The 16,303-nt window shown below is 51.0% G+C and carries 9 protein-coding genes; 8 read left to right on the top strand and 1 reads right to left on the bottom strand.

Features of this window, described 5'->3' with window-relative positions:
* The first annotated feature begins 94 nt into the window (after nucleotides 1-94).
* The 8 genes from E5E97_RS12140 to E5E97_RS12175 all read left to right on the top strand — a co-directional run bounded on the left by E5E97_RS12140 (nucleotide 95) and on the right by E5E97_RS12175 (nucleotide 14,400).
* Nucleotides 95-514, top strand: a complete 420-nt coding sequence (locus tag E5E97_RS12140; RefSeq protein WP_203133982.1) for a hypothetical protein — start codon at nucleotides 95-97, stop codon at nucleotides 512-514.
* Nucleotides 515-716: 202 nt separating this feature from the next.
* The gene (locus tag E5E97_RS12145; RefSeq protein ID WP_171280304.1) at nucleotides 717-1,481 is read left to right on the top strand and encodes a hypothetical protein; all 765 of its coding nucleotides are present in this window, start codon (nucleotides 717-719) and stop codon (nucleotides 1,479-1,481) included.
* Between the two features lie 13 nt (nucleotides 1,482-1,494).
* A complete protein-coding gene (locus E5E97_RS12150) occupies nucleotides 1,495-2,043 on the top strand; it encodes a BREX protein BrxB domain-containing protein (RefSeq protein WP_171280305.1) in 549 nt (182 codons plus the stop codon).
* A 17-nt stretch (nucleotides 2,044-2,060) separates the two neighbouring features.
* On the top strand, nucleotides 2,061-5,534 hold the full coding sequence (brxC, locus tag E5E97_RS12155; protein ID WP_171280306.1) for a BREX system P-loop protein BrxC: 3,474 nt from the start codon (nucleotides 2,061-2,063) through the stop codon (nucleotides 5,532-5,534).
* A 133-nt stretch (nucleotides 5,535-5,667) separates the two neighbouring features.
* Entirely contained in the window at nucleotides 5,668-9,123 is a 3,456-nt protein-coding gene (locus E5E97_RS12160; RefSeq protein WP_171280307.1) for a DNA methyltransferase, read from the top strand.
* Between the two features lie 15 nt (nucleotides 9,124-9,138).
* Entirely contained in the window at nucleotides 9,139-10,815 is a 1,677-nt protein-coding gene (locus E5E97_RS12165) for a DUF262 domain-containing protein (protein ID WP_171280308.1), read from the top strand.
* A gap of 137 nt (nucleotides 10,816-10,952) precedes the next feature.
* A complete protein-coding gene (gene pglZ / locus E5E97_RS12170; RefSeq protein WP_171280309.1) occupies nucleotides 10,953-13,004 on the top strand; it encodes a BREX-1 system phosphatase PglZ type B in 2,052 nt (683 codons plus the stop codon).
* A 25-nt stretch (nucleotides 13,005-13,029) separates the two neighbouring features.
* Nucleotides 13,030-14,400 (top strand): tetratricopeptide repeat protein, encoded by a 1,371-nt coding sequence (locus E5E97_RS12175; RefSeq protein WP_171280310.1) that lies wholly within the window; start codon nucleotides 13,030-13,032, stop codon nucleotides 14,398-14,400.
* 35 nt (nucleotides 14,401-14,435) lie between these two features.
* Here the strand turns inward: E5E97_RS12175 and E5E97_RS12180 are convergent, their stop codons facing one another.
* Nucleotides 14,436-16,295 carry a DEAD/DEAH box helicase family protein gene (locus tag E5E97_RS12180; RefSeq protein ID WP_171280311.1) on the bottom strand — a complete coding sequence of 620 codons (1,860 nt, stop codon included), beginning with the start codon at nucleotides 16,293-16,295 and terminating at the stop codon, nucleotides 14,436-14,438.
* Nucleotides 16,296-16,303: the final 8 nt, after the last annotated feature.

The raw sequence follows: 16,303 nt of genomic DNA on the forward strand, positions 1-16,303 counted from the left end.
CTGCCTGAAAACACGACATGTGCAAAACCCCAGTATCGAAGCTGCGCGGCAGGCCCGGTATAGTCAGCCGAGTTCACATCAGAGAGGGTATTTGATGAGTAACCGAACCGGGTTTCGGGTAGCAGCGCGCCAATTGCCGCTGGCCGCTTTGCTGCTAGGTCTACTGCAATCAACAGCATTTGCTACCGACTGCACCTATCGGGAAGATGCGTTGGGTCATACCCGCTATCAGTGTAACGATGGCAAACAGGGCACTCTGCGTGAGGATACGCTCGGCAATATCAAGGACTCGGGCACGGGCATCACCTGGCGCACCGATTCCTTGGGTAACCTCAAAGGGAGTGATGGCACCACTTACCGTGAAGACACGTTGGGCAATATGCGCGGCAGCAACCTCAAAACCGGTGAGCGAGTAACTTGGCGTGAGGATAGCCTCGGTAATCTGCGAGTGTCCGACGGCACAGTTTGCAGAGTCGATGCGTTGGCGCGTCTGAAGTGTACCGGAGATAGCTGACCCCCTTCGTTGTTGATGGGGAAATGATCACTCTATTTACGCGAGGTTTAGCTGGAAACCTGCCTGTTGGATGCATTTTGGTCGAACAATAGAAATAAGTGATTTTGGTGACCTGGCTTCATAGAGCAATCGCCCTCTGAGGGGTAGAATGACGCTCCTTTGATAGCATGAACTGAGCGCCGTTAGGGTCAATAGAGCATTTATGAGTAGCGAAGAACACCTGGTTAAGCTGGGCTTTAAATTTGGTAAAAATGGTGCCCACTCGGCTAGAAGCTTGATGTATAGCGAGCTAAAAACGCTGCTGGATGGTCGCCCTGAGCAGGCACCCCGGCATGACTATCAGCAAGATATCGAGCTTTACAACGTGCTGCATAAAAGCAGCGACAATGCCCGCAAGTTGACGTTCCGCCACCTGGTCGATCTGTATGGTATCTCCCCGGAGATCCCTTTGTTTCACGTGTTTCGCCAGCTATGGGAGCGAAGTGAAGAGGCTCAACCTCTGTTGACCTTGCAACTTGCGCTGGCCAGGGACCCGTTATTAAGGCAGACCCAGTCGTTGATTAGTACGACCCCGTTGGGAGACGTACTGGAACGTGAACAGGTGGAACACGTTTTAGCCGCCCCCGACCCTAACCGTTTCAGCCCGGCTTCCCTGCGCTCGTTTGCCCAGAATATCAACGGCAGTTGGACGCACGCCGGGTTCCTGCAAGGCAAATACAAAAAGGTAAGAACCAGTCCGGTCGTGACCTATGTCAATGCGGCATTTGCACTCTTTCTCGGTCACTGTGAAGGGCGTGCCGGACAAGGGTTGTTTCAGACTCCATGGTTTCAACTGCTAAGCCTGGATCCGGCAGAGGGATATGAGCTGGCCTACATGGCATCGCTGCATGGCGTAATTACCTACAAGCAGGCTAGTGGCATTGTCGAAATCCGCTTCCCCCTCTGGCCAATAGCGCCAGCATCTTGAGGAGAACGAGAGCATGGGTGATCGCCTCTCAAAACTGATTAAGCGTTTTACCACTTATATCTCGGTGCCTTGGCGTTCGGTGCTATCTGCCGAAGAGCGCGCTGTCTTTGTGGTGTACCACAAAGAAGATGAGTTAAAGCTGCGGGCTCGGGTCACTGAATTTCAACTGGCCGTTGAGCAGCATGGTCACCGTTGGCAGTTGTTGGATATCACAGATGCCTTCCCCAAGTGGATGGGGGAACACGACTATGCAGACGCCTATTTCGCCGAGCCGGAGCTGCTAGTGGGCAGTTATGAATTTTTTGCCGAAGAGCTGGCCGAGCGTCTGAAAGAGGAAGTCGATAAAACCCTGGGGAGCAACGATGTAGTGGCCCTGCTGGGTACTGGTACTCTTTTTGGCTTCGCCTCTGTTTCTGGGTTAGTGAAGGCGCTCTCTCCAGTGGTAAAAGGTAAGCTGGTGGTCTTCTTCCCCGGCGAATATCACGACAACAACTTTAGTCTGTTAGATGCCAAGGATGGGTGGGGGTATCACGCCACCGCCATCTGTCACCATAACGAATAACAACAAGGAATTACGGGATGCTAAATAGAGAGATTTACAGTAACGATCCGCTGCAATCTGAGTTGGCCAACAACGGTGTGGCTGTCGTCAACGATGATCAGAGTGCCGAGTCCTTCGCTACCCTGCGTTATGAGCTTAAAACCTTTGTCTGTGATGGCGCCTATGAGGCGGGCATGCAGAAAATTCTGGCGGCCTATCTGAGCAAGCTAGACGCCAAGGTTGAGCAGTCAGGTGTCTGGATCAGCGGTTTCTACGGATCGGGTAAATCTCACTTGGCCAAGATGCTACGCACCTTCTGGACCAATCAACGCTTCTCTGATGGTGCCGATCCCTTGAGCCTGGCCGATCTCCCAGCAGGCATTCGCGAGCAGTTTGCCAAGCTTGCCGAGCTCTCTCATCAGTATCAGGGCTTGCATGCCGCTTCGGGTACCCTGGGAGCGGGCAAGCGTGGCAATGTGCGCCTGGCGTTTCTCTCTATCATCTTCAAATCGGTCGGGTTGCCAGAGCAATACCACCTGGCCCGCTTTGTGATGTGGTTGAAATCCCAAGGGGTACTCGATGCCGTGCAGCAGTACGTCAGGCTGCATGGTAAAGCAGCAGCAGATCAAGACCCTTGGCAAAGAGAACTGCGTAATCTCTACGTCTCTCCTGTGATGGCTCAGGCACTGTTGCCCCATTTCGGTGATTTGGCCACCAACGCCCCAGACATGTCCAAGGTACTGCGTGCACAGTTCCCAGAGGTCAAAGACATCACCAACGACGAGATGGTCGATGCGGTCATGGATGCCCTGGAGCGCAATGGTCAGCTGCCGCTCACGCTGATCGTGCTTGATGAGGTGCAGCAGTATGTGGGCGGAGATGAAGACCGCGCCTTTGATGTGCAAGAGGTGATTGAAACCTGCTGCAAGGCGAGCCGCTTTAAATCGCGCCTGCTATTTGTCGCCACCGGGCAAAGTGCGCTGAGCGACACGCCCAACCTGCAGCGACTGATGGGCCGTTTCGTGGTGACAGTGCAACTGGCCGATACCGATGTGGATGCCGTGATCCGCAAAGTGATCCTGCAGAAAAAAGAGAGTGCCAAGGGCGCTGTCGAGGCACTGATCCAGAAAAATTTGGGCGAGATCAGCCGCCATCTGCGGGGCTCTAAGTTTGAACATCAGCGTGATGACGAACAGTGGATGGTGGCTGACTATCCGCTGCTGCCGGTGCGTCGCCGTTTCTGGGAAAAGTTGCTGCCCGCGCTGGATAAAACCGGCACCGGCTCACAGCTGCGTAATCAACTGCGTATCACCCATGAGGCAACCCGTTATGGGGCAGAAAAGCCGCTTGGCTGTCTGATCCCGGCCGATTTTATTTACGATCAAATCGTCAACGATCTGGTCAATAGCGGAGTGGTGGGGCAAGAGATCTATGCCGAGATTGGCAAGCTCAAAGATGGCTCGCCTGAAGAGATCCTGCAGGGGCGGATCCTCTCCCTCATCCTGATGATCAGCAAATTGCCGAGCGAAATTGACTACGGCATTCACGCCAGTGCAGAAACCCTGGCTGACTTGCTGATCGAAGATTTGGAGAATGAGAAACACGACCTGCGGCCACGAGTCAATGCGGCGCTGCAAGCGTTGGAAAAGGCCTCGCTGATCATGGCGGTGCAGTCTGCAAGTGGCGTTGAGTATCGCCTGCAAACGGCCGAGAGCCAGGCTTGGTATGACATGTATCGCCAGCAGCAAGCGGAGCTCCGTGCCGATCCAGCACGACTCGATGGCCTGCGCAATCAATTGGTGCACACCATAGTGCGTAAGTTGGTCAGCCAAGTGCGCCTTACCCAAGGCCAGGTGGCAGAGGGGCGCACCCTGAATGTTGCGTTCGATGATGAGTTGCCCAATGATGCACAAGAGAAGCTCTACGTCTGGGCACCGGGATTACCGGAGCGGCAACTGCAAGATTTGGCGCGCGCAGATAGCGCTGATAATGGCACCCTTTATCTTTATATCCCCTCAGAGGGTAAGAGCAAGCTTAACGCCGCCATCGTTGAGAAACAGGCGGCCACCATGACCCTGGACGTCAAACAAAATGCGGTGGTGACCGAAGCGGGTAAAGAGGCCCGTGCCGCTATGATGTCGAGCCAGCGCAATGCCGAAGCCGAGGTCAAACGCTTGACCGCTGAGATGGAAGGGATGATGTGGCTGCGCCTCTCTGGTGGCAGTGAAGTGGGAGGCGATACCTTGGTGGCGCAACTGCAAGCTGGGGCCGAAACGGCCTGCGTGCGCCTCTATCGCAACTTCGATATGGCCGATCACAAGGAGTGGGCCAAGGTCTACACCCGTGCCAGCCAGGGGGATGCCGATGCGCTAGAGGCGATTGGCCACCAGGGTGAGGCGCAAAACCACCCGGTCTGCCGTGAGATCAGAAAGTTTATCGGAGTGATGAAAACCGGCAGTGAAGTGCGCGAACACTTTGGTAAAGCCCCTTACGGCTGGTCCCGTGATGCTATCGATGGAGCACTCTTTGCTATGTTGGCTGCTGGCGTACTCAAAGCCAGCGATGCCAAACTCAACGCCACCGATGCGCGCAGCCTGGAGCGTGCCCAGGTCGGCCCGACCCAGTTCCGCCCCGAAACAGCCACCATCGGCAAGGTACAATTGATCAAGGTGCGCAGCCTGATCAACAGCTTGGGGGTGAGTTGTAACGCCGGGGAAGAGAGCAGCAAGCTTGCCGAGGCATTACAACAGGCCAAGGCGCTGGCTCGCCGTCTCGGGGGCGAGGCTCCCTTGCCACTGCCCCCCTCAACCCAGCAACTCGATGAGCTATTGGTGCTCTCGGGCAATGATCAACTGCTCGCCGCGTTTGAAAGCAAAGAGGCGCTGCAAGCCGAATACGAGAGCTGGAAAGCACAGCTTGAGCTGGTGGCCGAGCGCAAAGAGCAGTGGGACAACCTGCAAGGTCTGCTGCCCTACTGCCGTGAACTGGCGGTGTTTGCTGAGCTGAATCAAGAGTGCGAGGCGCTGCGTGCCGGTCGTACCCTGCTTCAAAGCCCTTCCCCGGTGCAGCCGCTACTCAACAAAGCCATAGACGCGTTGCGTAATGCCATCATGGCGCACTGTGACCGCTATGAGCAGGAGTACCAGGCCTGCTACCGCGAACTCGACAGTGACCCAAGTTGGGCCAAGCTCACCGGCGATCAGCAGAGTCAACTGCTCACCAAGTACGGCATTGCCAAGTTGCCAGCACTCAAACTGGGTAACTTGCAAGAAGTGCAGCAGAGCCTGGATAACTGCTCCTGGCAGGGGTGGAACGATCGAATTTCAGCCTTGACCTCTTATTTTGATAAGGCCCTGAGCGATGCAGTTACCCTACTCAAACCCAAGGTGCGCCATATCTCGCTGCCCAAGCCGCTGATTGAATCAGAGCAGGATCTGAAAGCCTGGCTGGCACAGGTAGAAGAGCAGGTGCGCAGCGAACTGGCCCAAGGTAACCCGGTACGCGTCAGCTAGTGAGTAACGCAAACCCAAGATAACCAATATTTAGAGCGCAGCGGTACGTTGGCCGCTGCGCTGTTTTACCGAATATCCGCATTCAATTTAAGGCGTATGGGTTTACTCATCCGCCACATATCGAGCCAACACCATGAGACAAGCCCTGGATAAGACCCTCAGAAACCAGCTGGAAAGCACCGTCCTTGCCGCCCGTGAGGTAGTTGAAACCGCCTGCCGGGAAGAGATTGAGCGCTTAGGGGTGGCTGATGCCACAGTGCCCGCTTTTCTTAACGACGCACAGCGCAAGCTGCGTAACCGGCTGCGCGCCCACGCTCGCCAGCTGGGCGACCCGCTTCACGATAATGGCAAGCAAGAGACCGCTCACCTGCTGGCAGAGATGGCCTACGAGCAGTGGCACCGCATGCTGTTTGCCCGTTTTCTCGAGCAAAACAACCTGTTGATGTATGACGCTTATACCCCGGTCACCCTGGATGAGTGCGCAGAGCTGTTAGAAGAAGAGACCGACTGCGCCAGCGCCTGGGAGCTGGCAGGGCGACTGGCAGCCAAGATGTTGCCCCAGGTGTTTCGGGTGGATTCCCCGGTGCTGGCGGTGCGCCTGCCCATCAACCATCAGCGCACCCTCGAAGGTTTGATCATGGCCCTGTCACCGGCAGTGTTCGAGGCGCAAGACAGCCTGGGTTGGTGCTATCAGTTCTGGCAGAGCAAGCGCAAGGACGAAGTCAACAAGTCCGGCGTGCCCATCGGGGCCGATGAGCTGAGCCCGGTCACCCAGCTCTTTACCGAGCCCTATATGGTCTCATTCCTCTTGGATAATGCCCTGGGTGCCTGGTGGGCCAAACGCCGCTTAACCCAAGATCATTTGCGTTATGCCAGCGATGAGCAGGAGCTGCGGGAGCGCGCCGCCATCCCTGGTGTGCCCCTCTCTTACCTGCGCTTTGTTAAAGTGACGGATAGCCAAGACGATCTCTGGCTGCCTGCCGGTGGTTGGTATGACGCTTGGCCGCAGCAGATCAGTGAACTGAAAGCGCTGGATCCCTGCTGTGGCTCCGGCCACTTCCTGGTGGCGCTTTTTTTGATGCTGGTGCCGATGCGCATGCAGCTGGAAGGATGTGATGCCAATACCGCCATCGAGCGGGTGATCACGCAAAACCTGCATGGCCTGGAGTTGGATGGCCGCTGCATCGAGATCGCCGCCTTTGCCCTGGCGCTCGAAGCCTGGCGTTTCCCCGATGCCGGTGGTTATCGGCCACTGCCTGCCTTGCAGCTCGCTTGCTCCGGGCAAGCTGTGGCAGCTGCAAACCAAGAGTGGCTGCAACTGGCCAAGCAAAACCCTCAGCTGGAGACGGCGCTTAACTGGCTCAAGCGCCAGTTTAAGGATGCGCCCGTGCTCGGCAGCCTGATCGATATTAAGCGCGCACCCTATGAGGGTAAGGCGCAAGGCGCACCGGCCCCCTGGCAGCAACTGCTCGATGCAAAAGCGAAGAGCGACGAAGAGAGTCAGGATGTCAGCGTAGCGGCCCAAGGCTTGGCCCTCGCGGCCAAGTTGCTGGCGGGGAGCTACCATCTGGTGGCGACCAATGTCCCCTACTTGGGGCGCGGTAAGCAGTGTGCCGTATTGCAGGATTTTTGTGAAAACTACTACCCGGAAGCCAAAGCCGATCTGGCCACTGTATTTTTGGAACGTTGCCTCGACTTTAATCCGCAGGGGGGGAGCTCGACCATCGTCTTGCCACAAAACTGGCTATTTCTGACCAGCTATAAGAAGTTCCGCGAAAAGCTATTAACCGAGCAGACCTGGAATTTATTGGCTCGTCTTGGCGAAAAGGGTTTTGAATCCGCTGCCGCAGCAGGGGCCTTTGTCGCATTAATTACCCTAAGCAAAGGTGTGGCGCCTAAAGAGGCGTTACTTCATGGGGTGGATGTTTCGAAAGAAAAGTCCCCCAAAGAAAAATCAGAACTACTAATTATAAGCGTTGTTAATGGGGTTGAACAAAAGAAACAAATAACAAACCCTAATGCAGCCATTACACTTAATGAGCTACCTGGTGGTCAGTTGTTGCAACATTTTGCTACTGCATTATCTGGATGTTCTGCGGGTGACTCGCCACGATTTGTAAGATTTTTTTGGGAGCCACGATATACCCCTATGGGGGATTGGGAGTTTCATCAAAGTACAGTATCAACATCGCTTCATTATGGTGGTGGATCAGAAGTTATTTTTTGGGAGCAAGAAAAAGGCCAGATTTATCAGCTTGCACAGAGTGTAAAACATCTCAATCATGCAGCTCAAAACTGGTTAAGAGGTAAGCCGAATTGGGGTAAGCCTGGTGTAATTGTCAGCCAAATGCGAGAGCTATATCCAACCATATATACTGGATGTATATATGATTGTAATTGTTGCGCGGTGATTCCTAATGATGCTAATGAACTGGCAGCTCTATGGTTATATTGCCAGTCAGGCGAATACACTAAAGAAGTCAGAAAATTAAACCAGAAGATGAATGTTACTCCACAGACCTTACTTAGTGTGCCTTATGAAAAGGAATTTTGGGGGCGAGAGGCAATAAATCAATACCCAAATGGCCTACCAAAACCCTACACGAATGACCCAACCCAATGGATCTTCCATGGCCACCCCTGCGCTTCAGTGATTTGGGATGAGGCAAGTAAATGGACCAAAGAGGGGCCGGTGCGTTTCGACGACACAGTGCTGCAAGTGGCAGTGGCGCGGCTGCTGGGCTATCAGTGGCCTGCCGAGCTGGACGAGGCAATGGAGCTGGCCGATGAGCAGCGTCAGCTGGTCGATGAGGTGGCCAAGCTGAACGTCTTTGCCGATGAGGATGGCATCGTCTGCCTGCCCGCCGTGCGCGGCGAAGCCCCGGCCCATACCCGGTTGGAAAAATTGTTGGTGGCAGCCTATGAGGATGACTGGAAAAACGGTGCCCTGGATAAGCTGCTGACCGCCGTCGGCAGCAAGAGCTTGGAGCTTTGGCTACGCGACAAGTTCTTCGAGCAGCACTGCAAGTTGTTCCAACATAGACCCTTTATTTGGCATATCTGGGACGGTCTCAAAGACGGCTTCTCCGCCCTGGTCAACTACCACAAGCTAGACCGCTCGGGGTTGGAGCGCCTGATCTACACCTACCTGGGTGACTGGATCCGTATTCAGGAGCAAGGGGTAAAAGAAGCGCGCGATGGCGCCGAAGAGCGCCTGACCGCTGCCAAAAACCTGCAACAGCGCCTCGAGGCCATCTTGGCCGGTGAAAAGGGGCTCGATATCTTTATACGCTGGAAGCCCCTGGCCGAACAACCCATCGGTTGGGAGCCGGATTTCAATGATGGTGTGCGCCTCAATATCCGCCCCTTCCTCAAAGTGGCCGATGTCGGCAAAAAAGGCGCCGGTATCCTGCGCTTTAAGCCCAATATCAACTGGAACAAGGATCGCGGTAACGACGTCGCCTCAGCCCCTTGGTACACTCTGGGCCTGCAATATGGCGAAAAAGAGGGCGCTCGCATTAACGATCACTACTTGTCGCTCGCCGAAAAGCGTGATGCGAGACAACAAGCCGCTGAAAAAAAAGTCTAAGGATGGATTGGATATATGTCTAAAAAAATCACAGGCGCTGAATATCCATTGAGCAAAATTTTTAGCTCGGATTTTCACTATGAAATTCCGCCTTATCAGCGGCCCTATGCCTGGACGACGGAACAAGCTGGCGAACTGTTTGATGATCTTTATGATTTTTATCAGAATGAGCGCGAGGATAGCTATTTCCTGGGTAGTATCGTCCTCATCAAAGAAGAGAATCAGCCCCACTCTTATGTCATCGATGGTCAACAGCGGTTAATAACGCTGACGATCTTCATTGCAGCATTGACCTCGCTGTTAAGCGGCAGCGATCGTGATGAGTGCCTGACCTATGTCATGGAGCCTGGTAAGCGCCTGCAAGGCATTGAAGCCAAACCTCGATTGAAGCTTCGCCCTCGAGATAAGAACTTTTTCACCGAGACAGTGCAAAGTCTCAATTTTGATTCCTTAGCTGCTAAACCTGATGCAGCATTAGAAAATGAGTCACAAAAGCACATTAAAAATAACTCTGCACTGTTACTAAATCGGTTGAAAAATAACTTTCCGACCCAAGAGCAACTACTAGGCTTCGGCATATTTTTAATGACACGTTGCTTTTTAGTTGTGGTATCAACGCCAAGTCAACAATCTGCGTTTCGGGTCTTTTCCGTGCTGAACAATCGAGGTCTCGATTTACTGCCTAGCGACATCATCAAAGCTGAGGCAATAGGTAAGATATCTGAGTCAAAAAGAGATAGCTTCAATGACCGGTGGGAAGAAATTGAAGTTGATACCGGCCGCGATGGACTCAATGACCTGCTTGGTTTTATTCGAATGATCTACGCCAAGAGCAAGGCAAAACGCTCTTTGCTCGAAGAGTTTAAGGCGCATGTTTTATCAAAATCGTTATCAGCGGAATCATTTATCGATGATGTCATAGAGCCTTATGCTCAGGCATATATAAAGGCCAAGTTTTCATGCTATGAATCAAGTCATAATGCTGGAGAAATTAATTCTCTGTTCAACTGGTTAAATCGCATTGATAACGCAGATTGGTTACCTGTTGCCATAAGCTATTTAGAGCGATTTGGTGATGATCATGAAGCCACTTTGACATTCATTCGAGATTTGGAGTGTCTTGCAGCTCAAATGCATATCACAGCTGCCAATATCAACCAGCGAATTGAACGTTATGCTGAGGTCTTAAATGAGATCGAGCAGCGTAACGGCCCAGTCATTGAGAGCATAAAACTAAAAGCTGCTGAGAAGCGTAGCTTTGCAGAGGTAATAAACAGTGATGTTTACTTTCTGACTGCGAAAAGAAGAAACTATCTGTTACTGCGGTTGGACTCTTTCTTGAGTGATGGCGCTGCGAGTTATAACTATAACGTGCTGACTATTGAACACGTCTTGCCACAAACGGTAGCTTCGGGTTCAGAGTGGGAGAGTTGGTGGCCGACATCATTTGAGCGTGAGTATTGGTTGCATAAGCTAGGTAACTTGGTTCCATTAGCAAGAGCAAAGAACTCTGCTGCATCAAATTACAATTTTGAAAAAAAGAAAGCCAGTTATTTCACCGGCAGATCGGGAGTGAGTTCTTATGTTCTTACCTCACAGGTTTTGAGAGAGACCCAGTGGACGCCTGATATAGTTGACAATCGGCAAAAAATGCTCGTGAACGTCTGTAAACAAAATTGGAATTTGAATTAGTAAGCTGTCTTGGCTGTCGTACAATAGTTTGAATGTCAGTGAGGAAGATAGGACGCTACTCTCCCTTTGTTCATTGGCGAGCTGAGCCGCTATGGGTTGACTAAAGCCTTAAGGCGCGAAACAGAATCGAGAATTACATGCAAGTTATCGACTATCTGGTTACTCAATTGCGCGACAGCGCACGTTATAACTCTCAGGTGCAGGTATCGCCCGCAGTGGTGCTCTGGACCGATGAAACCCGGCAGTGGCAAGCCGCCATGCCGATTATCAAGCGCTATTTACCTGAGCTGCTCGAGCTGGGGGAGTATCGACCCGCCGAACGCACCGGCCCTGCCATTTGGCTAAAGTGCATGATTGCAGGTACTGCACCAGAGCAATCCCTGCCTGCTGATGCCATCCCGATCCTCTATCTGCCCGGCGTCAGTCGCAAAGATCTGCGTGCCATCGACCAATGTTCGCTTGCCCTGCAACCCCTTGCCGAGTTGCAGTATCGCGGCTGCTGGTGGGCCTATAACACTGCAGGTCGGGATTGGAGCGTGGGCTCTTTTTTAAGTAATCCCAAAGTGGGGTTGCAGCTTGATGTCGCCAAAGATGGTAAAACCCAGCAAGCGTTGCTAGAGGTGTTGCCTGATCTGCTTGAAGCCCAGGCCGTTAGTTTGCAGGGCAAACGGTTAGAAACTAGCGATCTCTATGCGTTGGCGGGGGGCGACCCAATCCGCAATATGCTGGCTTGGCTCAATGAGCCTGAGGCCATCCAAAAGGAGTGGCAGCAGAGCAACCGCTGGCAACACTTCTGTGGTCAGAGCCAAGATGCGTTTGGTGTTGACCCTGCCAATGCTGAGATCTCGTCGTTGTTGCCGCTGCTGTGCGATGCACAGGGACCCTGGCAAGCGGTGTGGGAGCGTTTTAGCGACACCGCCGCACACCACTCTTCATTGATTAAGGCACTGCATCAGGTGCAGCCCAGCGAATTGCTCTCTGAGCCAGCACGCTACCCCTTTTGCAATGAGCATGAAGAGCAACTGCTGGCGCAGACGCTCACCACCTTGGTTAACGAGGAGGTAGCAACCATTCGTACCCACCTGGCGTCGCTTAACGTTGAGCATGCAGCCCGGCGTGAGTGGTTGTGGGCTGGGCTCGGGCTCTCACCCTGGGCGATGTTGCTTGATCCGTTAAGCCAGCTGAGTGAACTGACACGACAGCCACTGGGTGGGCCGGATATCGAGGCCATGGCCAGCTATTACCAGGAGAAGGTATGGCAGACCGATGATCTTGCCCTGCAAGTGATGGCCTTGGCGAGCGATAGCGCTATGGAGCAGGTAGCCGCCGCGCTGCTTGGCAAACTCTATACCCCTTGGTTGGAAGCTGTGACCCTGCACTTCCAGCACTTGGTGAAGAGCCAGGGTTATCCGGGTGGCCAGGGGGTGCAAGAGCCGGTCGGAGCATACCAGGGGGCTAGTACCGTACTCTTTTTTGTCGATGGGTTGCGTCTTGATATGGGCCATCGTCTTATGCATCTTTTGGCGCAGGCTAACCTTCATGCCAGCTTGAAAACCCGCTGGAGCGCACTCCCTAGTCTGACGGCGACAGCGAAAGCGGCAGTGACTCCTCTTAGCCCTTTATTAACCGGTGATCTGGAAAGCGACAAATTTGTCCCGCAATTTGCCGACAGTGGGGCTGATTTCTCTAGCCATCATTTCAAGAAAGGGCTAGCTAAAGCGGGTTGGCAATATCTGGAAGGGCACGATTGTGGTGAGCCAGAACAAGGTAAGGCTTGGGTGCAGTGTGGTGACCTGGATAGTCTTGGGCACGAGCGTCAGCAGAGCTTGCCGAAATTTATCGATCATGTCTTAAAGGGGGTGGTTGAGCGGATTGTGAGTCTGTTGGATGCCGGTTGGACCAGAGTACATGTGGTGACCGACCATGGCTGGTTATGGAGCCCAGAGAAGCTACCTAAAGTAGAGCTGACCAAACACATGGCAGAACTGCGCACGCCACGCTGCGCCATTTTGAAAGGTAATGGCCAGAGTGACTACCTGCAATGCCCCTGGCATTGGAACTCCGCAGTACGAGTAGTGATGGCCCCCGGGATCAGTTTGTTCCAGGCAGGGGATTACTACAATCACGGGGGTGTGAGTCTGCAGGAGTGTTTAACGCCAGAGCTTATGGTATCTAACAACAATAAATAACAATGAACAGAGACAAAGGGATTTTATGAATAAAGAGTGCAATACGGTTTTTGATACGGACTTTGTCTCTGTCTTTGGTACTAAGATTGCAAACCTTTATAAGGAGGCTATTGAGTATCAACGGGTACTGCCAGACGTGTCTCTGACGCGTTTCAGGCAAATTTTGGAGCTGTGGTGCGCAGAACTAGCGAAGAAGAACAATCTCAATGGAACAGACGATTTAACACTACGTGACTTTATCGATTTTCTGTACAGTGAGCGCATCTTTACTCGAGAAATCAAGGATAAGCTACATAAAGTAAGGCAATTTGCAAATAATGCAGTGCATGCTAATAAAGAGTTGCCGCATGATAGGCAACGTAATGAACTAATATCGGCATTCGTTCAGGCAAGATCATTGTTTAGTTCATTGTTAATGGACTTATCTGCATTGCTCTCATCTTCTCCAACTAACGTGGTAATTATTGAGGGTGAGTTAAGAGCTGTTGAGGAAAAAGAAATAATATATAAAGCATTTTTTTCTGACAATGCAAAATATAAGTTTTTAGGTGGGAAGGCAATAAGTGCTCTTCATGATGTATACTTTCAAAAGCTACCCACTACGTTTGTAACTGAACGTCAAAATATCCATCTTTCGAGTCATGATGAAATTGCCTTGCAATTGTATTTGGCTGCGGTTGAACTGGATGCCGAATTAGATAAAGTGTCAGTCAATTTGTGGTGTAACCAAAAAGAAAGAGAAGAGCTGGTTCATTCTAGAGCAAGGTCTGAATACAACTATGAATTTGCGTTGTTAGTTGCCGACAGGCCGAATGATGACCCCTATAAGCAGAGAGCATTCATCGCACTAAGGTCTGCTGCAAGGAGAAATCATCAACCTTCTCAAGCGTTACTTGGGGCTCTTTTATACAATTCTGGGGCTTATGTTGAATCCTTCGATTTACTAAAGCCAGCAAGTCTAGATGGTGACTTGTTGGCATTGAGACAACTATATTTTTATTATAGTGAAGGCAAGGCCTGCCCTAAAGATATGATATTGGCAATTGAGTATGCTGAGAAGGCAATTGAACTCGGATGTACTCAGACGATGTATGCCTATGGTAGGAATTTAATCGAAGGGAACAATGTAAAGCCAGATAAGATAAAAGGCAATGAATTGATAAAAAAAGCAACAGAAATGGGGGATAAACAAGCGACTACATATAGCAAGATGTTTATAGAAAACGATCTTCCTAAAATATTGGCTGATGAATTTAGTAACATTCTAGATATATTAAGCAAAGGATCTTTGACTGGTAGTAAGCTCGCTGGTTTTGTGGGGGGGCGAAAGATAGGTGTAAATGATACATGTCCATGTGGTTCAGGTAAAAAATATAAAAGATGCTGCAAAACATGATATTTAAGAGGGCAGAGATAGCTCTCTGCCTAATTTTATCTAAAGATTGATTGGTTGGTTATTCGTGACTCAGTGATATTACTATTTTTGTTTCCATCGCTTGCATCTTGAATTTCTCCCCGCTTAAACAAAATGATGATGGTATCATCATAGTCAATATCTATGGCCACAGATAATTCAATAAGGTCATCTTCATCCATAGTGCGTTTATAGGCTCTCTGTTGCCGTGATAAGTTGTACATGCTGAAAATTGCTGCCATTAATCGCTTGCTATCTGTGCTCTCACCACCACCAGGATTGACGACCTGGTTAAATATTAATGGCTCACCCTGATCAAGGGTTTTAATAAATGATAAAGTTCGTGCTTTGGCACAACTATCGGTAAAGTCATTGTAGGTGGCGCCATTGACCCACTGTGCCTTGATCCAGTTTTGATGTTCCCCTCGCAAAGCCCGGCCGCTTTTTATAAACGGTCCGCCGTCTTTAAGATACTCATCTCGAATAAGTCTGATAGCTTCTAATTCATCGTTATCAAGTTTGTAGTCGCTAAAGTTTGGCTCAATTTCATGCAGTTTTGCTGGGACTATGCGATAACGCTCAGTTAAATAGATAAACTGGTCTGGCTGGATAGTAGTGTTTACAGAATTCTCGATACTACTGCTAATGGTTAGACCACGGTCAAAACCTGCGACATCATAGCGTTGGCAGATATGTTCAAACTGAGCGTGTAAGGCTGAAAAGTCACAGTGCTTGGATTGAGACTCAAGATGATCAAGTAATTCACTATATGCACCGATTGCATCAAGGTTAGTATAATGGATTGCCTTGATATTATTATGGTAGCCACATGCTCGACCAATATTTGCTTGGACAATTGCCGCTATATTTGAGATGGTGCTATCCCAGCTGTTAATTAGCTCCTCTTTCATTTTTGAGCCGAAGTTTATGCCTGCTCGAAAGCCGGCAACGGTAATAGCAATGAGTTTATCATCAAAGAGGCTGGCGGCATCATAAGCGTATTTGAAGTCTTGAATCGAGCTAATTTCATGTTCTTCGACACCAGCTAGCTTTTGGCCAATAATATAAATCTGGTCCTCTGCAATCCCTTGCTCGATCAGTATGGCCTTCACTAAAGCAGCTGCGCCACTTTGTACCCTAACGAGGCTCCAGCCAGGGCCTTGATGTTCAAGAAATTGTCTGATGAATCGTCTTCGCAATAGCGAGTCTTGGCAAAAATCGCGCTGTGTCGGATCGAGCTTCACGATCTGATGATGCTGGTGCATGCTCCGAATACCGTGGTAGTCGGAGCTTGTTTTGTGAAATACCAGTTGAGTGTGGTACTGATGTTTAAGAATTGAGTCAGCGCCAGCGGCATAGAGAGCGCTAAAAGGTGTTGCAGAGATAAACGCAATCTTACAAGCGCTATTTTCACTATCAAGGTAATTGAATACGTCGCTGTAGCGAACGCCATCTTGATGAGTGCCGTAATGGCACTCATCAATGATGATCAATCGTGGCTGTTGATGCTTAAACTCGGATGCCAGGGTAAGCCGGAAATTCGTGAAATTACTCACGACCATGTTGGGGCATGCAGCGAAGTCAGATTTGGCCTGCTCTAACAGCGCAAGGTCAGCCATCGTGACCAAGTACAAGGTATCCTTTAACTTGCGACGATCACATAAATCACTGTCAGATAATGAATTCCGCTGCAGACAACTAAGTGCTAAGGCAATACCAGACTTTCCTGATTGCATCTCTGCCGCGATAACGACAGCTCTTGATCCATTATCGAAATGACGAAAAGCACGCTGCGCCGCATTTATCTGATGTGAGAAGGTATTACCAGATAGTACTGATGCAACTTTTTCTCTATGCCGTGTTACCTGATTGTTCATGTGATTGT

Source organism: Aeromonas sp. 2692-1, from assembly GCF_013085505.1.
Lineage (GTDB): Bacteria > Pseudomonadota > Gammaproteobacteria > Enterobacterales > Aeromonadaceae > Aeromonas > Aeromonas hydrophila.

Bases quoted from the DNA above. Each gene is read 5' to 3' on its own strand.
- E5E97_RS12140 (WP_203133982.1), top strand. From the start codon at position 95: ATGAGTAACCGAACCGGGTTTCGGGTAGCAGCGCGCCAATTGCCGCTG.
- E5E97_RS12145 (WP_171280304.1), top strand. From the start codon at position 717: ATGAGTAGCGAAGAACACCTGGTTAAGCTGGGCTTTAAATTTGGTAAA.
- E5E97_RS12150 (WP_171280305.1), top strand. From the start codon at position 1,495: ATGGGTGATCGCCTCTCAAAACTGATTAAGCGTTTTACCACTTATATC.
- brxC (WP_171280306.1), top strand. From the start codon at position 2,061: ATGCTAAATAGAGAGATTTACAGTAACGATCCGCTGCAATCTGAGTTG.
- E5E97_RS12160 (WP_171280307.1), top strand. From the start codon at position 5,668: ATGAGACAAGCCCTGGATAAGACCCTCAGAAACCAGCTGGAAAGCACC.
- E5E97_RS12165 (WP_171280308.1), top strand. From the start codon at position 9,139: ATGTCTAAAAAAATCACAGGCGCTGAATATCCATTGAGCAAAATTTTT.
- pglZ (WP_171280309.1), top strand. From the start codon at position 10,953: ATGCAAGTTATCGACTATCTGGTTACTCAATTGCGCGACAGCGCACGT.
- E5E97_RS12175 (WP_171280310.1), top strand. From the start codon at position 13,030: ATGAATAAAGAGTGCAATACGGTTTTTGATACGGACTTTGTCTCTGTC.
- E5E97_RS12180 (WP_171280311.1), bottom strand. From the start codon at position 16,295: ATGAACAATCAGGTAACACGGCATAGAGAAAAAGTTGCATCAGTACTA.